This is a genomic window from Streptomyces sp. NPDC045846 (assembly GCF_056431605.1).
The window spans coordinates 253502-274851 of the sequence record NZ_JBWKKJ010000006.1 but is presented as its reverse complement, the minus strand read 5'-3'; the positions used below and the strand labels follow the sequence as shown (position 1 = coordinate 274851).

At 68.0% G+C, this 21350-nt stretch carries 35 protein-coding genes; 2 read left to right on the top strand and 33 right to left on the bottom strand.

Translation table 11 applies throughout. The features are described from left to right. Positions 1-23: 23 nt before the first annotated feature. The 24 genes from AC07F3_RS19050 to AC07F3_RS18935 form a co-directional block, all read right to left on the bottom strand. Complete coding sequence (locus AC07F3_RS19050; RefSeq protein WP_479115489.1) at positions 24-506, bottom strand: hypothetical protein; 483 nt, start codon at positions 504-506, stop codon at positions 24-26. 2 nt (positions 507-508) lie between these two features. Further along, positions 509-1057 (bottom strand): NUMOD3 domain-containing DNA-binding protein, encoded by a 549-nt coding sequence (locus AC07F3_RS19045; RefSeq protein ID WP_479115487.1) that lies wholly within the window; start codon positions 1055-1057, stop codon positions 509-511. Between the two features lie 2 nt (positions 1058-1059). Then, entirely contained in the window at positions 1060-1722 is a 663-nt protein-coding gene (locus AC07F3_RS19040; protein ID WP_479115485.1) for a hypothetical protein, read from the bottom strand. 41 nt (positions 1723-1763) lie between these two features. Further along, complete coding sequence (locus tag AC07F3_RS19035; protein WP_479115484.1) at positions 1764-2039, bottom strand: hypothetical protein; 276 nt, start codon at positions 2037-2039, stop codon at positions 1764-1766. Positions 2040-2100: 61 nt separating this feature from the next. Then, the gene (locus tag AC07F3_RS19030) at positions 2101-3465 is read right to left on the bottom strand and encodes a hypothetical protein (protein WP_479115482.1); all 1365 of its coding nucleotides are present in this window, start codon (positions 3463-3465) and stop codon (positions 2101-2103) included. Positions 3466-3578: 113 nt separating this feature from the next. After that, positions 3579-5537, bottom strand: coding sequence for a hypothetical protein (locus AC07F3_RS19025; RefSeq protein ID WP_479115480.1), 1959 nt, complete (start codon positions 5535-5537; stop codon positions 3579-3581). Beyond that, entirely contained in the window at positions 5537-5707 is a 171-nt protein-coding gene (locus AC07F3_RS19020; RefSeq protein ID WP_479115478.1) for a hypothetical protein, read from the bottom strand. Before AC07F3_RS19020 ends, AC07F3_RS19025 begins: the two co-directional genes overlap by 1 nt. A 50-nt stretch (positions 5708-5757) precedes the next feature. Beyond that, positions 5758-6264 (bottom strand): hypothetical protein, encoded by a 507-nt coding sequence (locus AC07F3_RS19015; protein ID WP_479115476.1) that lies wholly within the window; start codon positions 6262-6264, stop codon positions 5758-5760. A 15-nt stretch (positions 6265-6279) separates the two neighbouring features. Then, positions 6280-7050: a hypothetical protein gene (locus AC07F3_RS19010; RefSeq protein ID WP_479115474.1), complete on the bottom strand. Its 771-nt coding sequence runs from the start codon at positions 7048-7050 to the stop codon at positions 6280-6282. 94 nt (positions 7051-7144) lie between these two features. Beyond that, complete coding sequence (locus AC07F3_RS19005; protein WP_479115472.1) at positions 7145-8617, bottom strand: phage portal protein; 1473 nt, start codon at positions 8615-8617, stop codon at positions 7145-7147. Positions 8618-8652: 35 nt separating this feature from the next. Continuing rightward, a complete protein-coding gene (locus AC07F3_RS19000; RefSeq protein ID WP_479115858.1) occupies positions 8653-8934 on the bottom strand; it encodes a hypothetical protein in 282 nt (93 codons plus the stop codon). Further along, positions 8900-9544, bottom strand: a complete 645-nt coding sequence (locus AC07F3_RS18995; RefSeq protein ID WP_479115857.1) for an HNH endonuclease signature motif containing protein — start codon at positions 9542-9544, stop codon at positions 8900-8902. Before AC07F3_RS18995 ends, AC07F3_RS19000 begins: the two co-directional genes overlap by 35 nt. Positions 9545-11201: 1657 nt before the next feature. Next, positions 11202-11909: an HNH endonuclease signature motif containing protein gene (locus AC07F3_RS18990; protein WP_479115470.1), complete on the bottom strand. Its 708-nt coding sequence runs from the start codon at positions 11907-11909 to the stop codon at positions 11202-11204. A 4-nt stretch (positions 11910-11913) separates the two neighbouring features. Further along, positions 11914-12420 carry a hypothetical protein gene (locus AC07F3_RS18985; RefSeq protein ID WP_479115468.1) on the bottom strand — a complete coding sequence of 169 codons (507 nt, stop codon included), beginning with the start codon at positions 12418-12420 and terminating at the stop codon, positions 11914-11916. Between the two features lie 16 nt (positions 12421-12436). After that, complete coding sequence (locus AC07F3_RS18980; protein ID WP_479115466.1) at positions 12437-12859, bottom strand: hypothetical protein; 423 nt, start codon at positions 12857-12859, stop codon at positions 12437-12439. Positions 12860-12861: 2 nt separating this feature from the next. After that, complete coding sequence (locus AC07F3_RS18975) at positions 12862-13137, bottom strand: hypothetical protein (protein WP_479115464.1); 276 nt, start codon at positions 13135-13137, stop codon at positions 12862-12864. Between the two features lie 29 nt (positions 13138-13166). After that, on the bottom strand, positions 13167-13358 hold the full coding sequence (locus AC07F3_RS18970) for a hypothetical protein (RefSeq protein WP_479115462.1): 192 nt from the start codon (positions 13356-13358) through the stop codon (positions 13167-13169). 22 nt (positions 13359-13380) lie between these two features. Then, the gene (locus tag AC07F3_RS18965; protein WP_479115461.1) at positions 13381-14322 is read right to left on the bottom strand and encodes a hypothetical protein; all 942 of its coding nucleotides are present in this window, start codon (positions 14320-14322) and stop codon (positions 13381-13383) included. Positions 14323-14685: 363 nt separating this feature from the next. Then, a complete protein-coding gene (locus AC07F3_RS18960) occupies positions 14686-14922 on the bottom strand; it encodes a hypothetical protein (protein ID WP_479115459.1) in 237 nt (78 codons plus the stop codon). Between the two features lie 46 nt (positions 14923-14968). Beyond that, on the bottom strand, positions 14969-15199 hold the full coding sequence (locus tag AC07F3_RS18955) for a MerR family transcriptional regulator (RefSeq protein ID WP_365447520.1): 231 nt from the start codon (positions 15197-15199) through the stop codon (positions 14969-14971). Between the two features lie 114 nt (positions 15200-15313). Further along, entirely contained in the window at positions 15314-16063 is a 750-nt protein-coding gene (locus tag AC07F3_RS18950; protein ID WP_479115457.1) for a hypothetical protein, read from the bottom strand. Positions 16064-16131: 68 nt separating this feature from the next. Then, positions 16132-16629, bottom strand: coding sequence for a hypothetical protein (locus AC07F3_RS18945; protein ID WP_479115455.1), 498 nt, complete (start codon positions 16627-16629; stop codon positions 16132-16134). Continuing rightward, positions 16626-16889 (bottom strand): hypothetical protein, encoded by a 264-nt coding sequence (locus tag AC07F3_RS18940; RefSeq protein WP_479115453.1) that lies wholly within the window; start codon positions 16887-16889, stop codon positions 16626-16628. The genes AC07F3_RS18945 and AC07F3_RS18940 overlap by 4 nt, the downstream gene beginning before the upstream one ends. A gap of 181 nt (positions 16890-17070) precedes the next feature. Beyond that, the gene (locus AC07F3_RS18935) at positions 17071-17454 is read right to left on the bottom strand and encodes a hypothetical protein (RefSeq protein WP_479115451.1); all 384 of its coding nucleotides are present in this window, start codon (positions 17452-17454) and stop codon (positions 17071-17073) included. Between the two features lie 103 nt (positions 17455-17557). On the opposite strand from AC07F3_RS18935, the gene AC07F3_RS18930 reads away from it, so the two are divergent. Both AC07F3_RS18930 and AC07F3_RS18925 read left to right on the top strand, forming a co-directional pair. Beyond that, positions 17558-17797, top strand: coding sequence for a hypothetical protein (locus AC07F3_RS18930; RefSeq protein WP_479115449.1), 240 nt, complete (start codon positions 17558-17560; stop codon positions 17795-17797). Further along, positions 17794-18246, top strand: coding sequence for a GIY-YIG nuclease family protein (locus AC07F3_RS18925; protein WP_479115447.1), 453 nt, complete (start codon positions 17794-17796; stop codon positions 18244-18246). Before AC07F3_RS18930 ends, AC07F3_RS18925 begins: the two co-directional genes overlap by 4 nt. A gap of 57 nt (positions 18247-18303) precedes the next feature. Here the strand turns inward: AC07F3_RS18925 and AC07F3_RS18920 are convergent, their stop codons facing one another. The 9 genes from AC07F3_RS18920 to AC07F3_RS18880 all read right to left on the bottom strand — a co-directional run bounded on the left by AC07F3_RS18920 (position 18304) and on the right by AC07F3_RS18880 (position 21301). Next, on the bottom strand, positions 18304-18567 hold the full coding sequence (locus AC07F3_RS18920) for a hypothetical protein (RefSeq protein WP_479115445.1): 264 nt from the start codon (positions 18565-18567) through the stop codon (positions 18304-18306). 2 nt (positions 18568-18569) lie between these two features. Then, complete coding sequence (locus AC07F3_RS18915) at positions 18570-18872, bottom strand: hypothetical protein (RefSeq protein WP_479115444.1); 303 nt, start codon at positions 18870-18872, stop codon at positions 18570-18572. Further along, the gene (locus tag AC07F3_RS18910; protein ID WP_479115442.1) at positions 18869-19201 is read right to left on the bottom strand and encodes a hypothetical protein; all 333 of its coding nucleotides are present in this window, start codon (positions 19199-19201) and stop codon (positions 18869-18871) included. The genes AC07F3_RS18915 and AC07F3_RS18910 overlap by 4 nt, the downstream gene beginning before the upstream one ends. 9 nt (positions 19202-19210) lie before the next feature. Further along, positions 19211-19426 (bottom strand): hypothetical protein, encoded by a 216-nt coding sequence (locus AC07F3_RS18905; RefSeq protein WP_479115440.1) that lies wholly within the window; start codon positions 19424-19426, stop codon positions 19211-19213. 5 nt (positions 19427-19431) lie between these two features. After that, complete coding sequence (locus AC07F3_RS18900; protein ID WP_479115438.1) at positions 19432-19617, bottom strand: hypothetical protein; 186 nt, start codon at positions 19615-19617, stop codon at positions 19432-19434. A gap of 95 nt (positions 19618-19712) precedes the next feature. Beyond that, positions 19713-20015: a DUF7739 domain-containing protein gene (locus AC07F3_RS18895; RefSeq protein WP_479115436.1), complete on the bottom strand. Its 303-nt coding sequence runs from the start codon at positions 20013-20015 to the stop codon at positions 19713-19715. 14 nt (positions 20016-20029) lie between these two features. Beyond that, a complete protein-coding gene (locus AC07F3_RS18890) occupies positions 20030-20527 on the bottom strand; it encodes a DUF6197 family protein (RefSeq protein WP_479115434.1) in 498 nt (165 codons plus the stop codon). Between the two features lie 85 nt (positions 20528-20612). Further along, positions 20613-20858 carry a hypothetical protein gene (locus tag AC07F3_RS18885; RefSeq protein WP_479115432.1) on the bottom strand — a complete coding sequence of 82 codons (246 nt, stop codon included), beginning with the start codon at positions 20856-20858 and terminating at the stop codon, positions 20613-20615. A 38-nt stretch (positions 20859-20896) separates the two neighbouring features. Then, positions 20897-21301, bottom strand: a complete 405-nt coding sequence (locus AC07F3_RS18880) for a hypothetical protein (RefSeq protein WP_479115430.1) — start codon at positions 21299-21301, stop codon at positions 20897-20899. Positions 21302-21350: the final 49 nt, after the last annotated feature.

Here is a 21350-nt window from a genome sequence, read left to right as displayed (position 1 = left end):
CAGCAGGGGCCGGAAGGGAAGGATCAGCCGGTGATCTCGGTGTCGTCGGCGAAGTACGTGACCTCGCCGTGGAATTCGGCGATGCCGAGCGTCTGCTCCGGGTCGGTGAATCGGACCGTGACGTACTCGGGATTCTCGGCGACGGACAGGAACCGGCCGCCATGCGATTTGTCGCCGGTGAACCCGCCGATGCGGGTCAGCAGGAGGTCGACGGCCGCGTCGAACGCCCGCTGGTCATCCTCTGCGCTGCCCTGGCCCGACGACAGGGGCCAGATCAGCTTGAGGGCGAACTCGTAGGTGGGCATCCTGCGGACGTGCGCGAAGCGCTTCTCGTGGATCTGCCGCCTGAGGACGAAGACGTTCGAGGAGCGCTTGCCGGGAGTGCGAGGCTGGTAGGCCTGAACGTTGGCCCACGGGCCGCCCGCTGTCGCGAGCAGGGCCGGCAGGCCGTCGCCGGCCGTGGTGAGCCAGGCGACCTCACGGTCAACAGCATCGGAAGTCGCCACGCTCACCTCCTGCGGCGCCGGATGCGGATGCGCTTCGACTTCTTCACGTGGTGGCGGCCGAAGTGCGTTCCGCAGTGGTGCTTGAGGCCGAACCGGGTGGTACGGACATGCTTGCGGCGCAGCCCGAAGTGGGTCGCCATGCGATTGACGCGATGCTGCTTGCCGTGACGGCTGCGGGACTTGCCGCCCGTGCTGCGATGCGTCGCAGCCGTCTTGTGCGCGACGACCCGGGGGTGCGCCTTGGCCTGGTGGCCGGCGAGGGTGCTGCGGTGGTGCCCCTTCAGCCGGGCGGAGATCTTCGCCCGAGTCGCGGCGGACAGGCGATGGCCCTTGTGGTGGCGGCCCCTGAGCTTGGTGGAGATCTTCGCTCGGGTGGCCGCCGACAGGCGGTGTCCCTTATGGCGGGGGTGCTTGCCCCTGAGAGCGCGGGCGATCTTGGCGCGTGCCGCTGTCGAGATCTTGTGGCCCTTGTGCGGGTGCTTCTTGCCCTTCATGCGGGCCGAGAGTTTCGCCCGGGTCGCGGCCGACACCACCCGCTTACGGCGGGCCACGGTCAGCGCCGGGTGTACGGGGCGAGCATCTCCAGCGCGTCCGACCTGAGCGCGTCCGGATCATGCCCGGAGTGGCCGTCGACAGGGTCGAGCTGCTTCACCGCCATCGACGCGGCCATGTACTGACACGCCTGCACGAGGTCGGCGGGAACCGTGCTGTATCCGCCGGAGTACGTGACGACGATCGTTGTGCCCGGTGGTACGAACGTCCCCAACTGGAAGCGGACGTGCCCGGTGTCGGTCTCGTACTGCACCGTGGACACGCTCAGCGCCTGCGTGCCGGAGTAGGACCGCAGCAGGCTGATCGTGCTGATGCTGCCCGTCCACAGCTCCGGATAGCGCGGCGGGTGCTCGCGGACCCAGAAGTGCCGGGTCAGCAGCGTCGAGCCGAGGGACTGGGCGCGGGAGAAGCCGAGTTGCGACGTCGGGTCGAGGGGGACGTAGGCGTCCATCGCGTCCTCAATGTCCATCGCGTCCGCACGCTGCGACTCCTTGACGCCGGCGAACGGCGCCAGCCGTCGGTCGCAGGCCGACTCGCAGGCACGGGTCGCCTGCAGCATCAGGTTCGTCACGGCCTGGGTGCTGTAGCCGGACACCAGGTTCGCGAACGGCCCCTCGTTGAAGCCGGCGACCGTAGCCAGCGGGGTGACCAGATCCTGCGGCATCGCTCACCTCCAGGTCGGATGCGGGGAGGTGAGCGGGCCGGTCACTCGCTGGTCTCGGTCTGGGTCTTGCGGGGGCGGCCTCGCTTGGCCGGGGCCGCAGGGGTCTCCTCGGCGTCCGGCTTCTGACTGCCGGTCGGTTCCTTGTCGTCCTCGGCCGCCTGCTGCTCAGGTTCGGGCTCGGGGGCGACCTCGGAGAATCCGGGGATCGCGAGCAGTTCGGCCACCAGGTCGACGTCGTCGACCTCGACGACGTCGCCGTCGTGCTCCCAGCTGTGGCCAGGGCATGATCCGGCCTTGTCCTTACGGATGAACGGCATGCGCCCTCCTTCAGGCACAGCCCGGAGAGCCCAGCAGCGAGCCGGGCTCTCCGGAAGCGGACTAGATGTTGGCCACGAGGCGACTCAAACGCCCGACGTACTTGCTGCCGCGCAACGCCAGGCAGGTATCAGTCAGAACCGCGAACGGGAGAGTGTCCGGGGCGGTGACGGTGGGTGCGAGCGGCAGGATCTGCATGTTGCGGGTGTAGGGGCGGACCATGAAGTTGGGGTCGCGCGGCACGAGGTAGATGTCCTCGGCGGCGTTGGTGACGGTGCGCGGCTTGGCGCCGGTGTTGCCGCCCTGGTAGGCGGCCGGGCCGGTGTTGCCGGAGCTGTTGGTGAGGAGGTTCGTGCCGGTGTCGATGATCGACGTGACTGCGGCGCCGGTGGTGTCGAACGCGTCGACGACGCCGACCAGGGTCTCCGTACCGGCACCCGTGGACCGGTACACCTTGTAGAGGACCGGGCCAGCACCGTCGGGGAGGTTCGACGGTGTCGAGAACGAGAGCGTGACCGTCGATGTGGAGCCGGTGGTGGTCTGGGAGACCTCGGTCGCGGCGGAGATCTCGCCGAAGCGGGCCACGACCGCGGACACCTGGTAGTAGTACGTGGCCGCAGCCAGGGTGCCGCCGGTGGTGGCGGTTCCGGTGGTCACGGTGCCCATCTGGTTCGACCGCGGCGACAGGAACGAGCTCTTGACGATCGGCACGTCGCGGTAGGTCGGCACGTTCAGGCCGGCGCCGATCGTCGTGGTGGGGGCCATGAATCGCTGCTGGTTCACGAACGCCTGCGACACGGCGGAGGCCATGCGCGGGCTCATGACGAACATGTACTCGCTGCCGACGGGCATCGCGGCGTTCGTCTCGACGAGGTCGATCAGCTCGTCGAGGTTCTTCAGCGCGAAGTTGCCGCCAGCCAGGTCCAGAGCGTTGACGAATGCGTTGGAGCCGGTGCCCGCAGTCCAGTTGGACACCAGGTAGTCCAGACCCGTCGAGATCGGGTAGAGGCCGTTGACGGTGGCGCCGTCGTGGCCCCAGATGCAAGCGTTCTCCAGGGTCCACAGCATGCTGGTGACGGTGCCGTCGAGTTCGAGCTGGCGCAGGTCGCCGACGATGTCGCGGGTGACGGTCTGCGCGAACCCGGTCACGGAGCCGACCGCCTGGTACAGGCGGATGTTGTAGACGGCCTGCTCGTAGGTGGAGTTGCCGATCGGGCGGGCACCGCCGTCGACGACACCACCGGAGTCGGGCCGCTGGACTCGGCGGTTGAAGAAGTACTGCGTGCTGTTCCACTGCTTGCTCGGGATCGCGGCGAGCAGCGGGGCGTACCGGCGCTGGTACTCAAGGAGTACCGGGTCGATCGCCTTGGGGATAAGCGGGCTTACTGCGCCGGCGGTCGTGATCGCTTCCTCAAGCTCAGTGGGCATGGAAGCGCCTCCATTCATGCAGAAGCCCCGCGCCGGAGTCCGGGGCGGGGCTAGGGGTTCGGGGTATGGCGAAGGCCCCGCATCGGGCGGGGCCTTGGGGAGGTGCTGCCTGCCTACTGGGCGGGCTGGGGGGTGCGACCGAAGGTGCCGAGGAGGATCTCGGCACGGTCGGCGAACAGGTCTTCGGCGTCTTCCTTGGCGGCAGTGGGCTGCTCGCTTTCGTGGACGCGGTAGCCCTTGCGTGCCGGGAGGCCGTTCTCGCGGAGCATCTGCTCGCGGAGTTCGTCGCGGGCGGCAGTGACGCCTTCGGCGACGAGACGGGCGATGCGCTGCTCGTCGGTCTCGTCGACGGGCTCCGGCACGGCGACAGTCTCGGTGGCCGGCTCGGCGGGCGCGGTTTCGCGGGTGGGGGTGATGCGGTCGAGGAGCTGGGTGAACTGCTCCTGGGTGAGCGCGATCATCGGGGTGCTGGCCGTTTCGGCGGCCGGGGTCGTGGGCTCGCTCACGGCGGGCACCTCCTGGGTCGTATCGGTGGTCTCCTCGGCCGGGATGGCCGGGGTGGTCTGGGTGCGCGCAGCGTCAAGGGCGTCGTTGACCATTGCGGCGGTGATGTGCTCGCCGGGCTGGAGCTTTTCGAGGGCACCGGTCGCCTTCAGGGCGGCGAGGTGCTCAGGGAGAAGCGGCATGCCTGCGGCTGCGTGCGGCATGGACTCGGCGGGGCCGTCGACCGCAGGACGGTCGGCCGGGGAGGGCTGATATGTCGCCGAGGACTTCATTTGCTGACGCAGGACGGAGCGCAGGGCAGCCTCGTCGAGTTTGGAGTCGCCGTCGACATGCATTTGGATCTGCGACTCGGGAGCTGCCGATTCCATGTCGCCGTCGGTGTCGGCGTGTGGGGCGCCGTCCACGTCGATGTCGGCGTCCATGTCGGGGTCCATGGCCTGGAGGGCGTCGACGGCGGCGGTCATGGCGGCTGCCGTGATGACGCGGAGTTCGGCGGGGTCGATGCCGCAGGCTCGCATCGTGAGGGAGATGGGCCCGTTGTAGGCGTCGATGCAGAACCCTGCGCCGCCGCCGGGACCGTCGGGGTAGTACTCGCGGATCTCCCCGAGCCGGGTCGCGGTCTCTTTCATGGAGCCGTCCTTGTTCCAGTTGTCGGGGATCATCGACGTGAGGCCGAGGGCTGCGGCGCGGGCGATGATGTGCGCCCTGATCTTGTCGTGGTCGGCGCCACCGCGTCCGACGGCCTTGATGGCTTTGCGCAGGTCGGACTTGGACCTGATCGGGTATGACGGGTCGCCGGAGGCGTTCTTCATCGCCTGGCCCTTGCCGACCATGTCGGCCTTCTGCTTGGCCGTGTATGCCTCGTCCGCGACGATCGCGCGGGCCGCCGCTGCAATCTCCCGGCCCCATGCTGGGTCGACCCTCTCGGCATTCCAGGTGAGGGCCAGCTCGCCGATCTGGCTGTCCGGAGAGAGCCAATGCACCTCGTGTGGCCCCTTGCGCAGTACCACCTCGTCGACCGGCTGGAGGGTCGCCTCGACCGTCTCGCTGATCGGCGTGCGGCCGAGAGCGGACTCGGCGGCAGCAGGAGCGTCCGGCAGGTACGACGCTGCGGTCACGGTCGCGCCCAGCACGCCGGGGGTGGCGGTGAAGTCGACGGCGTCGACCTCAAGGTCGTCGGCGGTGGTCACGCTCTCGCCCTGGTGCTGGATCCGCTTCACAGGGCCGAGCCAGTATCCGTGGATGCTCACAGACTTGAGGGCGGGGGTCTTGCCAGTGATGAGCGCGGCGATGTCCCGGCCGGGTGCCGTGTCGTAAAGGTCGGCCGTGTAGGCCGCGGATCCGTCTTCACCGACGGTGACCCCTGTCAACCTGCCGACAATCTTGCGGGAATCGTCTTTGGCCTCATGGTGAGTCCGCATAACGATCGGCAGGCCCTGCGGGTCGGCGATGCGTTCCGTCATTCGGGCGGCGGCCTTGGCGATCAGTTCGCGGGAGTAGAGGCGTCCGTTGCGGCTTACGCCAGGGGTGAGCATTGTGCCGCTGATTGTGGCGATCCGCTTGTCCATCAGCGTCCCCTTCCCCGTAGCTGTGTGGTGGTGGGGCGTGGCTGTCGGCGGGTTCCGGCGACCAAGCGGAGGATCGCGGCCCGCACACGCTGGTCGCTGTCGATGGCGTCGAGGAGGCGCTCGATGAACTCGGCCTCGTTGTCTGCGGCTTCGACGTCGGCGAGCGTCACGGCCTTGCGGGTAGCACGGCGCGGCTTGGGCGGGATCTCGTACACCGGGCTCACCGGCCGATCACCGACGCGGAGAACGTGACGGCGGTCGGCGTGCCGGTCGTGGACCAGCCGAAGCGGGCGGTACCCGTCAGGACGGCGGTGACGATGCCAGTGGCTGCGGGGAACGGCCCGATCTGGACAGACGTGACGCCGGCGCCCGTGAGCCCGGCGCTGGTCCATACCCGGTACCAGACGCCGTCGGAGCCGAACCGGTCGACGAAGAAGGTGATCGCGGGACTGGTGCCGCCGGTGAATGACACCAGTGTGACGTCGACTGCGAGCCCGGACACGGCTGCCGTCGAGAACGACACCCCCGTATTGCTCACCGCTTGGGCGCCGGACAGGTAGGTGATGAACGTCGTGGTCGTCGTGGACGTCGTCACCGGCACGCTCGTGCCGCCCACCACGCCCTGGATCGACGTGACGCTGGCCGCCGGACTGCCCGCCGTTCCGGCGGCAGTCCCGATCACGTTGCCGGCGTTGTCGACCGGCGTGAACACGGGGTTCGTGGGCATCAGGGTGACCTCCGGTCAGGCAGGAGAAAGGCAGCAGCGGCAGCGGGCGTGAGCGGGCAGCGAAGGGGCGCTGAGCAGGCTGTAAGGGCTGTCGTCCTCGTTGTCCTGGCAGAGGTTGCAGACCCGTGCATCTCCGGCGGTCATCCAGACCACCGCCTGGGCTCCGGCGCCAAGGTAGGCGGCGAGCATTCCGGCCCCGTAAGAGGCGGAGACGGCAACATCGGCGGCGAGCTCCAGGTCGAGGCCGGCGTCGAGAACGTCTTCGGCGTCGCCTTCGGGATCGTCGTCGCTGTCGGCCAAGGCACGTCCGGCTCGGGTGGCGCCGGCCCTCAGTGCGGAGGAGAGGACAGCGGTCGCGGTGGCGTCGGCCCTGTCGTCGCTCAGGTCGGGCGAGCCGATCGTGTAGGGGTTCTCAGGTTCGTCGAGGTCGCTGTCGTCGCCCTCATCACGGGTGACGAGGGCGTGTCCGGCGGTCCAACCGGCGCGGTGGGCGCGCTGTGCGGCAAGAGCGAGCGCCGCGCGGGTGCGGCGCCAATTACGGGCAGCAAGGGCCAAGGCGACCGCCTGGGCTGCTGCCTGCCGCCGGTGCTGTTCGGCGGGCGTCAGAGCTTCGCCGACCGCGAGACGCCAGGCGTCGACGGACGGGGCGAGGTTGATGCCGTGGATGTCGGCCCGCCAGGCGGCGAGGATGATGGCGTCGGCGGTGGCGTGCAGGGCGAGGCGGCGGGCGTAGACCGGCCGCCACACGCCTTTCAGGCTGCCGAACTGGAGGGTGGCGTCAGGCACGGCCACCCCCTCGGCTCATCCGATCTGCTTGGCGATTAGCGGCAGTACGTCCTGAGCACGCGTGGGGTGTCCGGGGTTCACGGCGTCCGCCTCCCTACAGCTTGGCCAGCGCCTCATCGAGGCAGCGCCGGTACAGGTCGTCCCAGAGTTCCTCTGGCGGTTCGCCTTGGGAGGCGTCCTTGGCAAGGCCGGGACTGTCCTCCGGGTCCTGGGGCCCGTCGCCGGTGGACGGGGGTGCCAGGTCGTTCGGGTCGGGCGGGGCCGCGTCGGACGCCGATGCCTGGGAGCCGAGGTTCTTGACGATGAAACTCCTCGCCAAGTCCTGCATGTTGCCCCAGTCGGCGATGAAGGTGCGCTCCATGAAGATCGGGTCGTCGCCGCCGTCGACGGGGGGCTCACCGATTTCGGCGCGCCACCGGTTGAGGGTGTAGGCGCCGTTGCGCAGCCGCGTCTCGCGGATTTCCTCGACCACTTTGGAGTCTCGGAAGTCGATCTCTTCGAATTCGAGGTGCCAGTCGGTGATCCCGAATCCGAGCTGAAGGAGGTGGAAGTTCAGTTTCTCCAGGATCAGGTTGGCGATCGGGATGATCGTGTTGACCCGGAACGTCTTGTCCTGCGCCTCGCCCGTACCACCGCCGAGATTGCCGGTCTCGATGATGCCCAGCTTGGCAGGGGGCACCCCGAAGCTGGCGATGATCTGGTCGCGCAGCTGGCGATCGGCGTCCAAATAGTCGGTGACCTTCCGCTGGTCCAAGACACCGACCACGCCGCTCCCGGTCGTGATGACCGGCTCGCCGACAGCCTTCGGCCCGAGGTTGAACACCCGGTACTTCTCGCGCCACTGCTGCACGTCGGCGTCGCCGTAGTGCCCCAGGTCAACGTGGAGCCGCGGCGGGTCTCCCCGCCTGAAGCATTCCTTCAAGGTCGCCATGGTGAAAAGCCACGCCGTCACCGGCAGCAAAGCCTTCTGCGCCGGGCTGACGCCGTACAGGCCGCCACGCGGCGCATCGAGGCTGATGTGGATGACCTGGTCCGCGTCGAAGCGTGCGGTGCGCACCCCGTCGACGTCCTGGATGTAACCGGACACCTCGCCGTGCTCGTCGGACACCACCGTCATGGTGGTGGCGTCCAGCGTGTACAGGGCCACCGGCTCCCCCAGCAGCGCCACGACTTCGAGGTAGGCGTCGCCGAACAGCAGCAGGTCGGTGGCCACGTTCCGCAGCAGCTGCACCATGTCCTCGCGGGCATTGCAGAACCGCATCAGCCTGCGCAGCCGCGCCACCTGAGGCGTCTCCACCGCCGTTCCGTCACCGGTCGGGCTGTCCTCCGGAACAGCCTGGAGGCCGCCCGCCGTGACTGTCCGGGCGATCAGGTCGACGCACGCACTGACCCAGTTACACGACATGTACGCCTGGTGGAGCTGGGCGAGAACCTGCTGCCGCTCCGACGTCGCCGACGTCAGGCTGCTCGTGTGCTGGATGTTGAGCGGCAGGCCGTACTCATAGCCGACCCGCCGCACCTGCGCCGGCGTCGGCGCATCCAGCGACTCGACGACCGCCTGCTCCATGACCGGGGTGCGCCCGAAGCGCTCGCGCATCCAACTCACAGCCCCCACGGGTCACCCCCTGTCAGGATCGGGAACCCGCCGATCGATGGCACCGCGGGTACGGGCCGGCTGCTACTCGTGGCATTCGGGTCGAGGGCCGGGGCCACCGGATCCGCGGTCGGGAAGTGGAAGCGGGCGCCAGTTCCGAGGTTGGCCAGGAGATAGCGAAGGCTGTCGCAGTTATGCACCAAGACGCCGTCCGCAAAGAACTCGGGGACGGCGTCGATGGTGAGGTTGTAGACGTCAGCTCGCTGTTCGTCGGCGACGAAGCTGCGCACCACAAATACGGGAGCAGGTTCGGGCTTTTGCGTACTTGTTGATCCGGAAGACTGTTCCGCAGAATCCGCAGGCCCGGTCTTCGTCGTCGACTCCTGAAGCCTTACGCCACTTCGACTTGCAGTTGTTGGAGCAGAAACGGTCATTGTCGCGGCGAGTGATGGAGTCGAACTCGTTTTGACATTGATCGCATGACCGCCGCAGAGGTTGCCGCTTCGCCCAGGCTTCCACGCCGTTCTGGCTATGCCACGCCCGCCCCGCTTCTGATCGGTGCCAGGCTGAAGCCAGGGGGCGTATGGCTTCGAGCTGCGCGAGTCGCTCAGGGGTCCGTTGGTCTCGGTGCGCCATGTGGTGTTCAGCGTGCTCGCTACCTGGCAGGCATTCGAGGTTGTCGAGGCTGTTGTTGAGTGGGTCTTCGTCGCGATGATGGATGTGACAGCCCTCGGGTATGGAGCCGTGGGCCGCCTTCCATATCTCCTGATGTAGTCGCTGAACTCCACGCTGCCGGTCTGCGATACCGGGCGTGAAGTACGATCTGTCAGCCCAGTTGGGGGAATCTGGGTATCGGCGGAATATGACGCCTCGGAAGACGAAACGGTCAACTGCTCCCATGCCGCTATTTTATCGCGATAGCGCAAAGCGTCGAGGCGCTTCCAACCAATTCCCTCGACCCAGACCGGGTGATTCCTGGTGCCCCGAAGTGTGGTCCCATCCGAAAACAGAACGGACCCAACTTCCTGGGCTCGCGCGGTCAGTCCCGCTCCAAGCACCGACCGAAGTCCCTGGCGTGTCCACACTCGGTCGCCAATTGCTACGCGTTCGATCGGCACCGAACCGCGATCCGTCGTGACCACGGTTCCGGCGACGAGACAGGCGTGGTCGTCGGCGGTTGTGTCGGCGTCTTCCGGATCGCCCTTGGTGGCGTGCGGAAGGTCGGACAGTTCCCGGTACAGCTCTCGGCAGGTCGAGAACACGTGCAGTCGAGGGCAGACATCCAGGCCCTGGGCGCGGTGGTGCGGGCAGGCCGGGCCGTCGCCGAGGTAGGAGTGGACGCGCTGCCAGCCGTTGACACGCGAGCCGGCGCCTTTGCCTGCCGGGTTCAGGTGGACGCCTTCGTCGGCGTACACGGAGGCGATCGGTTTGGCGTCGCCCCGGGTCGCCCACATCGCATCGTCGGCGTACCGGGCGGCGACGTTCTCGCCCGCGGCTTCGGCGGCGAGGATCCGGCGGGCCTGCTCTGCCTCGCCGACGCCGCGCTGGTACAGCTCCCGGTAGATCCAGACCCGGCCGTCCTCGTCGACCGCTCCCCACAGGACTGCCCAGGGTGCGGTGTAGCCCCAGTCGATGCCGTTGTAGCGGCTCCAGGTGGCGGGCAGATCGATCGGCTCGATGACGTGCCGGTCGCGGGACAACTCGGGGAACATCATTCCGGCGAACACATCCCAGTCCCCATCGAGGAAGGCCGCACGTAGCTTCTCCGGCAGCGCTTTGAGGTCGGCGGCGTACTCGGGGTTGACGTGCGGGTTGTCGGACAGCTTCGACGGGATGAAGCGGACCGTCCGGCCGCGGTCATCGGTGACCACGGCCTCGCCGTAGTTGGTGGGCTGGATGTAGCGGGCCTTCACCGCGCCGTGCCCGGGGCCGCCGGGGTTAGTGCCGGAGCGGATCCCGAGCACAGGGATGTCGGCGCGTCCGGAGCGGAGTCGGCTTTCGAGGAAGGAGCAGACGTCGGGCGGGGCCAGGGTGCGCTCGTCGAAGATGAGCAGCTGGTACTGGCCGCCCTGCCGTCGGCTGGCATCCTTCACAGACTCGGCGTAGCGGAACATCATCAGCGAGCCGTTGCTGAACTTCAGCTCGTACTCGGTTCCGTTCCACGATGCGCCGAGGGCCGAGGCGTAGCCGAAGTTGGCGAGCTCTGCGAGCAGCGACTCCTTCAGCTCGCCGTAGGTGCGGCGGAACGCGCCGACGCGGATCCCGGGGTAGCGGACGCAGGCGCGGATCCCCTCGGTGATCAAGCTGACGGTTTTGCCGCCGCCAGCGCTGCCCCCGTAGAGGACGTCGAACTCGGTGGCATTGTGGAACTCCTGCTGCTTCGGCGTGGGTACGTAGCCGAGGAGCCCGAACACGTCGATGCGGCGCAGCCGGTCGGCCTCGCGCCGTTGGACCTCAGCCTGGAGTGCCTTCAGCTCCCTCAGCTTCTGCAGTTTCAGCAGGCTGAGGGATGGCGAGGGTGACGACATTGATCGCCATCACCCCCGTACATGCCAGCTCAGGCGACTTTCGCGCTCCGCTTCCTGTGGTAAGCCTGCCTCGCCCATTCCCGTGCACACTCGCGACAGACACGCCTACCCGAAGAGGTGATGCGGAGATTATCTCCAGCGAACGGATGCCCTTTGTCGCAGTGCGTCTTGAGAGCGTTCAAGATGCGCCCTTCGGCGTGGCGCTGCTCCTTCTCGGCACGTCGCCGTGTGCGCATTCTTTGCTGCTTGCACGCGCGACATACGCGCTTTCCGTCGGGCTGGGTATACAGGTTGTCCCCTTCGAGGGGATGGCCCTGAATGCAAATGTTGCGCCGCGCATTCTGTGCTGGCTTCCCCACGCCACGCAGGATGTTGGTACGGTTCTGGACTGGCTCCAGATGGGCGGGGTTTACACATGCCCGGTTGCGGCATAGGTGGTCCAGTACGAGGCCGTCTGGGATGGGCCCGACGAGATCCTCGTAGGCGAACCGATGTGCTCGGGCACTGAGACCCGTCCGGATACCGAAGCTCCCGTATCCATCTTGATCCCGGAACGCCTGCCATTCCCAACAGTATGCAGTCTTCTGGACTTTGCCCCAGAAGCGCTCGGAAGGGGTTCCCCTAACCAGATCCGCGTGTTCCGGGTCGCCAAACCTGCGCCACCGATGATAGTGACGATTGCACCAACCGCGCGCCTTGGCTGTTGATATACAGTCCGCGATGCTGCATTGAGGCATGCGCCTATTCTATCGAAGGTGACTGAACTATGGGCTCGCCAAGCTCATTTGCTAGCCTCTCAATTTCGGCTTCAATCGCGTCGATCGTCAGTACCTGAACCTTGATCTGGTCCAGCCCGCGCAGCTTGGCGATGCGATCGAGGATTTTAACGAGGCGGTCGATGGCCGCGAGGACGGGACCGTCGTCCTCCAGGGGCTGGCCGGTCTCGGGATCCTCGACGATCCGGCCGCTGGCGGTGACGACGTAGTGCCGGGCTCGCAGGATCTTGTGAGCTTCCTCGGCGAGATAGTCCAGCTCGACCAGCTGCTCCTCGCGGTACACCTCGACGCTGGCGTGTTGGCCGGCGAGGTTCTCCTCCAGGGTCCGGTGGAAGTCCTTGGAGGCGGCTTCGGGGCTGCTGTAGCCGAGCTCCTCGTAGATCTGCGAGTACGGGACCTTTCGGCGTCGGTACTCGACAAGCTTGGCCCGGCGCGCTGCGGTCGCGGCGCGTTCGGCGCGGGGACGCGGCATCGGATCCCCTCTTTGCTCAGTGCCAGCCGGGCGGTAGTTCCTGCGGCGCGGGGTAGGGCTCGGGGGCGGGGAGCGGCTCTGGTGTGCAGTCGCAGGCTGGCAGGTTCGCCGCGTTGGGCGCCGTACACATTTTGGTGTGGACGCGGGCGGCGGCGTCCTGCCCGATGGCGTGGTGGATGCACGCGCCGACGGCCCGCGTGACGTCGGCCTGCGTGGGCAGCGGTCCGAAGTCGGTCGGGGGCTGCTGCTGGTCGGCGAGAAGGGTGAGTTCGTCGCGGCGCGTCTGGACGGCGTGCAGGTAGTCCTCGAACTCAGCGTCGGTGAGGCGGCGTTGCCAGTGCACGAGAGCCTCGGCGCCACACAGCCCGCAGGTGACGGGCGCCGCGGGGGCCGGGACGAGAGCTGGTGCCGCGCCGGATTCGAGCTGCAAGTCGCTCATGGTCAGGCCTGCGGGGCCGGCGGCTCAGCGGGCGCCGGGGCCGGCGGCTCGGCCGGGGTCTGGCCGAGGAGCTTGGCGACTTCGGCGGCGAGCTTGGCCTCGTCGGCCTTCACGTCGGCGATCAGCTTCTGGATGTCGGCGAGTAGCTCGGTGCGGGCCTGGTCGAACAGGGGCGCGAGGTGCTCCTCGATGGCGGTGACGACCTGCTCGACGTCGGCCTTGCCGATCGAGGTGAAGCGCGACAGAAGGGCATGCAGGCGGTCGGTGAGTGCGGACATAGCGGGTCTCCTGCGGGTTGAGGGCGGGTTCAGGGGACGTCGACGGTGGCCGTGGTGATGAACACCGCGCGGGCGCCGTATGCGGCTTTGAGGGCGGCGATCGGGTCGTAGTCGAGCAGCTTGTTCGCGGCGATCAGGTCGTCGGCCTGGTCGACGACCAGCGCGAAGGGGGCGATCTCGTCGAGGGTGTCGGGGAGTTGCAGGATCTGGATCCGTGCCATCACTCCCCCGCTCCGGCGATGGTCAGCGCTTCCAGGCGTAGACCTTCTCGCCGCCGATCAGCGGTGCGCCTTCAGGGCCCTTGATGTGCGGCGCTATCCAGACCGGACGGTGCACTTCTCGGGCCGGATACCACTGCTGCCGCCAGTGGCCGCGCACGATCCACTGATGGTGGAACTCACGGTCACCGGCACCAGGGGCACCGCTGGTCTTGGGGCGGCGGAGCTCGATGACGCGCACAGTCTTGGGTTCGTGGCCGACTCGACTGAGGCGCTTGCGGGCGGCCCGGTTGGGTTCGACTTCGGACGTGCAGGCTAGTGGCTGCTGCATCAGCAGCCATGCAGCCCGAAGAACCTTGGCTGCCTCTATGAACCCCTCGGCGGTGGCATTTTCTGGCGTTCCGTCGGAGCTGGCTCCGAAAGGGCCGAGGCAGTCGCTCCCCAGCATGGGACTGAGCCGAGGGAGGAACCTCCGGTTGAAGGAGAGTTCACGACTGGACATGCCAACGATCTTGGCGGTTGCGGGAAGCCACGCCTCCCGGTCGCTGAAGAACTTGATCCACAGGCAGCTGACGCCCCACAACTCATACACGTCCCAGCAGGCTGCGCGGACAGGTGACGGAACCGACGGCTCCCCGAAGTTGACCGTCACGAGTGGTTCGGCGAAGGCGATGAAACCGCTCCGGACAGGCAGGTCTTCCTGCTGGATCCGGAACTCAGGGAGGCTCCGAGACGCGGCCTTGGCGAGCTCGGTCATCTCGGCGGTGACGCAGAAGAGGTCTGCCTTGTGTACGAGCCATTCGTCAACCAGGGCATGCTCACGCGCCGACGGCATGCGGCGCGCCGACCGGAAGGGCGAGCGACCGGAGGCGATGAGTTGCTGCCAATGTGAGTAGTCCGGGCAGTTCCGGATGGAGTCGACGATCTCAGCGCGCAATTCGGGCAGGTCTTGGGGTCGGATGTCCATGTTCGTCTCCAGGGAATGCGGAAGCCCCGAGCCTGGAGACTCGGGGCTCCCTTCCCGCAGGGATCAACTGCGGGCGCTTATCGGGGCTGGTTCCGCCGCCCGGCGCTGCTGGCGCACCATGACCCGGCCAGCCTGCGGGCCCTGCCCCGGCCCGGCCGGGCGACGGAAGTTCGGGGTGTCCCGCCGCCCTCGGGGGAACGAGGTCCGGGGCGGCGGGACGTCGGGGCCCGCCTGGAGGGCTATAGAGGCCCCGAGCCGATGGCGTCCGCCCGGCCCGTGGACGACCGGGCGGACTGGGGCCGAGCAGCGGGGGTGCGGCTCAAAGCCCCGCCTGCGCGCCACCGCACGCAGACGAACAGGGGGTCAAGCGACCTCAGGCCAGTGCCAGGTGCCGCCGCCTGCCTGCTCCTCGTCGTGGCCGCAGCCGCCTTCGGCCAAGGAGTGGAGGAACATCCCTGACGGATTCAGCACGGCGAGACCGACGAGGTCGCTTCCCTCGGTGGCTTCGGTGATGATGGCGGCCCGGCACTGTGGCGTGTACTCCCCGCCGGGTGTTCCGTAGGAGCGGTAGTGCACGATGGCGCCGATCGACAGCTGCATGGGCTCTCCCTGGGGCCAACGGTATTAGGCGTCGGGTCTTCGCGGCTCAGGCGGCCTGGGCGCTGTAGGTGCGGCGAGCCCGCTCGCGGGTGGCCTTTTCGGCCCGGATGACGTCGATCGCCAGGAAGAGCGGGCGGCCGTTGCGGTCGCGGGCGGCCACCGAAAGCCTCCCGCGGTACCGCCAGTTGTGGACGACGTTCGGGGCGACGCCAGCAGCCTCGGCGGCCTGGGTGACGTTCCAGAGCGCGGTCTGCAAGTCGGCGGTCAGATCGACCATGAGGCGTCCTCCCCGGATACGACGAAAGGCCCCGACGAGTGGGACTCGTGAGGGCCTTGGGCACGTATGGGCATGCGGTTCCGTCAAGAAGTTTCACGCGTGAAAGCGAAAAAATCAAGCCGCCTGAGCGACAACTGCCGCAAGGGCCTTGACATACGCGTCGTACTCGCCGGACGTGAGGATTCGCTGGCAGTCCGGGTCCCGGCACTCGATGTACGGGCGGTCGTCGACCAGCCGAAGATCTCGGGACTCGGCTAGATACGGCCCCTTGCAGCGGGGGCACGGTGCCAGCTTGCGGACGTCGTGCTGCGGGTGCGCCTTGACGAACCGGGTGGCCGCCCCGTACCAACCGCGAATCTGCCCGGCCGGGTTGGCGTTCCCCCGGTCATGGAGCTCGGCTGCGGCGGGGTGGTACTGCATCATCCAGTCGAGGTGGGCGTCCAGGACCGTGGCACAGTCCCCTATACGCCGGCCTTCGGTGACCCCGTCGCGGCCGGGTACGTGGCCGTCCCTCCAGATGCCCCGCAGGACGAGTACGTCGGTCTGCAACTCCTCCATCTCGTCGAGGATCATCTCGGTGAGAAGGCGGGCCGCTTGGCCGGGCCAGGCGGGGGCGTCACTGGAGCGGGCGTGGATGGTGGCCGTGTTCGGCGAGCGGGTCGCGTTGAGCGCTTCGAGGTGGACGGCAGCGAGGAGTCCGGGGAGCTCGCCGAGCTGCTGACGGGCGCGGGCCGTGCAGCCGTCGCACTGGACAGGCTGTCCCCAGGTGGGGGTGAGGTGGTGCTCGGCGCCGGTCTCGTCGAGGAGGGTCTCGGCGCGGCGCCACGCGGCGTTGCAGGGGCCGGGGCAGGCAGTGGCGTGCATGGTGTGGCTCCTCGACAGCGGTGGTGCAGAGGCGCAGGGGTTGGGCCAATTGTGCACGGTGCCGCCGACTAACCGGTGTTGTCCCGGTGTTCCACGTCGGCCGCACTCGGGTCCTGGCAGAGGATCTCGATGCTGCCGTCGGCCTTCCGGAACGGGAACAGGTCTGCGGCAGCGCGCTGCCAGGCAGCCAGGAACAGATCCCTTTCCCGATGGGGCATGCCAGGAGGGAACTCAATAACTCCGGCCGTGGCGGCTCCGGACAGGCGACCGAGATCGACAGCAAACGCTGCGGCTGTGCCGGGCTTCGGTTCGATGCCGAACAACTCGTACTCCAGGACCGCGATGCGCAGCGGGTCAGCGCGAGGTGTGGGGGGCTTCCGGTTTTCTCTTCGCCAGCGCCACCTTTCGCCCCAGCTCGTGGCGACGGCCCATCCGGGGATTTCTGGATCGACTCGGGCGGGCTCGCCGCACCAGCACGTGATGACGGAGCCTGGCGCAGCGGTGAGGGCATCGGCGGTGGCATACGTGCAGGCATGGGGCCCACACTTGCGCTGATGCCGGTTCATCCCGCCTCCTCCATCCCGCGCACGACCTGGTCAGTGCGTGCGCCGCCCCATTCGAGGACGGTGACGGGCCCGTAGTTCCCGGCGATCTTCGTCCAGGATTCCGGGTCGTGGACTTCGGCGTCAGGCTCGACCCAGCAGACGGGGTAGTGGCCGTCGTTCTTCCACACGCTGCCGCAGTCGTCCCGCACCACGGTACCCGCAGGTGGCTCTGGGGTGCTGGCAGTCAGGAGATGGCCGACCATCGGATGCTGTGCGCTCACCACTCCTCCAAGGCGTCGTCGAGCGGGGCGAGTTCGCTCATGGCGCCCAGTATGCGGCCCCGGCGCGCTACTGGTCGTCGTCGTTCTCGTCGGCGTCGTCTTCCGCCTCGTCATACCGCTCGCCCCAGTGGCGATCGGCTGCCACGACTTCTTCGAGCGTCTCCTCCCACCAGGGCGTGTTCTACGCGACCTCCGAGAGCTCGACGGCGACCAGGTGGCGCGTGCCCTTGTAAGTGCGGAGGCCGGTAATCAGCGCCGGGTCGTTCGGGGAGTAGACGTAGACGTGGATCCAGCGGCCGGTGGTGCGGTGCTGGACCCAGGCCCGGGGGGCGCTGACGCCGTGGGCGGCACGGTAGGCCTTGGCGACATGGCGGCCGTACCAGGCCTTCTGGCCGTCGGGGAGGTCGCCGGCGCCGAGCTGCTCCAGGAGGTCGCCGGTGCGGATGAGGCGGCCGGCTTGGAGGTCGGCGCCAGTCTGGCCGTTGAGGGCGGCGTAACCGAGGGCGCGGCCGGCGCGGAGTGCGGCGGCGATGGTGCGGCAGATCGAGCGGAGCTTGCGGAGCATTGGATCCCCCTTGTTCCTGGTGTAGCTACACCTTAGGATCGGGTGTAGCTACACCGCAAGGGATTCACCACAGAATCTGTAGCTACACCCGAAGGAGTGGCAGATGACGCACGTAGCTACACCCGAGTACGGTCGACGCATGTCGCCGAACGTGCCGAAGACCCCCGCCCGCCAGATCCGCATCGGAGACGAGTGGTACGAGTTCGACCTCGCAGCCAAGGCGCAGGGCACCGAACGGGCAGCGATCATCCGCGAATTCATCAGCTGGTACCTCAACAAGCCCGGAGCCAAGCTCCCCGCACGCCCGGACCCGGATGCCTGGCAGACGGGGGCGGACCAGTGACCGAACGCACCGCTCTCTACCGCCTCTTCACCGACCAGGGACGCTTGCTGTACGTGGGCATAAGCTCCCGGCCTGCCGCCCGCTTCACTCAGCACAAGGGCGACAAGGACTGGTGGCCGGAGGTAAGCGCCCAGACAATCCACTGGTACCCAACGCGGGAGGCGGCTCTGACTGCCGAGCTCCAGGCAATTCGAAGCGAGAGGCCGCTCCACAACAAGGCCGGAGTCTTGGCTGCAGATCCGTCGAGTTGGAGGCCGCGCATCAAATGGGCGTCAGGCGTAGCGCAACGGGAACGAGAGGCGCTTGAGCGCGAAGTCGCGGCGGCGCGCCTCGACGGCCATACCTTCCGCGAGATCGGCACATGGACAGAGATGAACCACGAGAGCGCCCGCAAGATCTGTCTCAGGATCAACGGCCACACACAGACCCGAGCCGAACTCGAAAAATAGCCCTGAGGCCCGACATGCCAGCGGCCCCGACCGAAGCCGGGGCCGCGCGTGTGCGGGTCAGGCGGTGGCCTCCTGCTTGTGAACCGCCAGGCAGCGTGCGCACAGATCGCCCGTCTCGCGGCTCGGGCTCATGTACAGGTGCTGGCCGCAGTAGTAGCCGCCGCAGCCGTACTCGTCGCCGCCTGGGGTCTGGCCGCAGAGGTAGCCGAGACCTCGGTCGATCTGCTCGGTGCAGCCGTCTTCCTCGCAGACCGCTTCGACGTTGTATCCGGCATCGGTCTTCTCGCCGTTGCGGCAGATCGTGTAGTTGGCGTAGCCCATGGTCAGTTCCCTTCCGGCCGCATCATCGCGCGGCACTTCTCGGCGTGCGCCTGGGCGCTCGGCTGCAGGCCGGGCACAGCCGCCGCGATCTTCTTGTCCTGCGCCTCGTCGGTGTCGTCGTAGAAGACTTCAGTCACCGCGTGATCGGTCCACCGGCAGTGTTCGCCACCGCAGGATGCCCGCAGCAGGCCGTTGTCGTACCAGAGGTCGACGGTGGTCCTGCCGTCGACGGTGCCGGCGAGGGTGACGTACCGGGCGACGACGCCCTTGGGCCAGGCGGCCTGGGGCTGCGCGGTGATGGTCATGCCTGCGCCTCGTCGTCTTCGTCGTCGCCGACCATGCCGCGGTACTCGTCGGTCATGTCCCAGACAGGCTTGAGGAGCTCGTCAGCCTTGCGGAGGAAGACGGCACGCTCAACGTCATCATCCGCAAGGAGGGCCTCGCCGAGAAGGATCCCCGCGGTCTCCAGGTCTTCGTGCCCAAGGATGCCTGCGAGGTCGAAGTTTCGTACCGCTGTGTCGAGTTGGTGGAGGAACGTGTCGAGGTCGACGGCCGGTCCCTGTTCGGCGACGTAGGCGATCTCGTCGGCGTAGCGGCGGACGATGTCGTCGGCGGTGATCGTGACTGTGGCCATGCGGGTCTCCTATCGGTAGGCGGGGCCGTCGTATTCGACGGCATAGATCCGGGCGTCGGGGTGTTCCTGCTGGGTGCGGAGTACGTCGGTGACGATGCAGTCGATGCTGTTGGTCGAGTTGAAGCTGAGCAGTTGGCCGGTGCGGCGGTCGTACAGCCGGTAGTGGATCTCGGTGAACTCTCTGCCTCGCTCAGGCAGCGCCTTGCCGTTCCAGGTGTCGGTCATGGCGGTTACCGCTTCCTGATCTCGTCGGGGTAGACGCCGACCGACTGGCCGTTGGCGTCCGTGATCTGTACGACCGTGGTTCCGGCGACGGTGCCGACGCTGGTGACGGTGCCGGTTTCGCCACCCTGGTGGCCGGTGGGCTGGATCGGGTTGGTTACGACGATCTCGTCACCGGGCTTGAAGCTGGTCATGATCAGGCCTCCTACTACTACTGGTTGGTGGTCTTGGCCCACAGGCCGGTGGTGCGGATGGCGGTGGCGCTGGTCCTGGTGCGTCGTGATGGCGGTCAGGTCCACTCCCAGGTCTGGCCGGCGCGCTCGGCACGTGTGGCGGCGTCGCCGATTTCGGCGGCGAGGCTGGCCCACTCCGCGCCCATGAGGCGGTGTCGGGCGGCCTTGTGGAGCAACTCGCCGATGCGGCCGGCCTCGTGCGGAGGGATGCTGACTTCGACGGCCACGTGGCCGTCGAAGAGGTCGGCGATCTCCCGCCATTCGCGGGCACTGAGGACGTGGGCGAGCTGCTGTCCGAGGTTGCCGATGATGGTGGCGGAGCGCGGGCCCTTGGCGCCGTGGCTGATGCTGATTCCCATGTGAAGCCTTTCGGTTAGAGGCTGCGGCTGTGGGCGAGTTCGGCCGCCTGGTCGAAGGCGAGCAGGACGGGCGCGACGGTGGGCTGCTGGGCGTTCCACGAAGGGATCGTCTCGGCCTGCCAGTGGCGCTGGATGGCTTCGAGGAGCAGGACGCTGGCGTCCTCACCTTCCCGTCGGCCAGCTGCTTCGAGGCGGATGGCGCGCTCGGGGCAGATGGCTCCAGCCTCGTCGTACAGGTCGTCCTTGCACCAGCCGTCGGTCTCGATCCGGATGCGGGCCCGGTGCAGGAGCGCGGCGATCGGCGTGCGGTACGGGCTGGGGATCGCGGTCTGCGGCAGGTGCGGAATGGTGATCTCGACCGGGAGTGCGGCCGGGATGTGGTGGGTGTTGACCTCGAAGGCGACGGCCGCTTGGTCGAGACGTTCGTCCATGGCGTGCGCGACAAAGGCGAGCCGATCGTCGAGGGTGAGCGCGGCCGGCCGGGTTGCGGACCGGCTGATCGTCGTGGTCATGTGGGCGTGCCCTCTGCGCTGATGCGCGGTCGGTGGAAGGGGCGCCCCTGGTCGCTTCCAGGCATTCGAGGGGCGCCCCGGCGGGTCATTTCTCGCGGAGCGAGTAGCGGACGATCACCACGTCGGTGACGGGGACGCCGCACTCCTGGGCGTGTAGGGCGCGGATTCCGTCGAGCAGCCTGCCGACCGTCGCGCCAGGGGGCGGGGTGTAGATGCCGGTACGGTCCTTGGACGGATTGGCGCCGTACCTCAAGGGGCCGGTGGTGAGCGTGGCGCTCCATGCGTAGCTGCCGCCGGTGAGCGGGATGTTGGGGTTGCTGTAGTCGGCCATGGTGATCTCCTGTCTGGAGGGTGGGATGTCCCGACCGGCTACGGCCGGTGGTTGCGGTGCAGGCGGCGCTTCCGCGGGTCGCTGCCCTGCGCGACCTGCTTCTCCAGGCCCCGGAGCTCGTCCTCGTCGAGGAAGGCGTCGTAGTCGCTGCCGAGCGGGGCGGTGACCTGGGGGCCGGGGGTGGCGACGTTCCGGAGGCCCTTGGGCGGGCTGGTGCTGATCGGCCCGTCGCGCAAGACGATGCCTTCGACGGCCTGTCCGCCGACCATGGCTCCTCCGAGGAGCGGGTGGGTGCCGGTGACGGTGTACTCGCTGTAGAGCTGGCCGTCCTCATAGCGGGCGAGGTTCTGGGCGACGCCGAGGATGACGTAGAAGGTGTCGCCCTCCTTGAGTTCACGGCCGGCCTTCTTCGCGTCACGGCTGGTGCGCTGGTAAGTGGTCATCAAGGTCTCCTGTTTGCGTTGCTTGTGATGGTTTGTTCACCCGGACAGG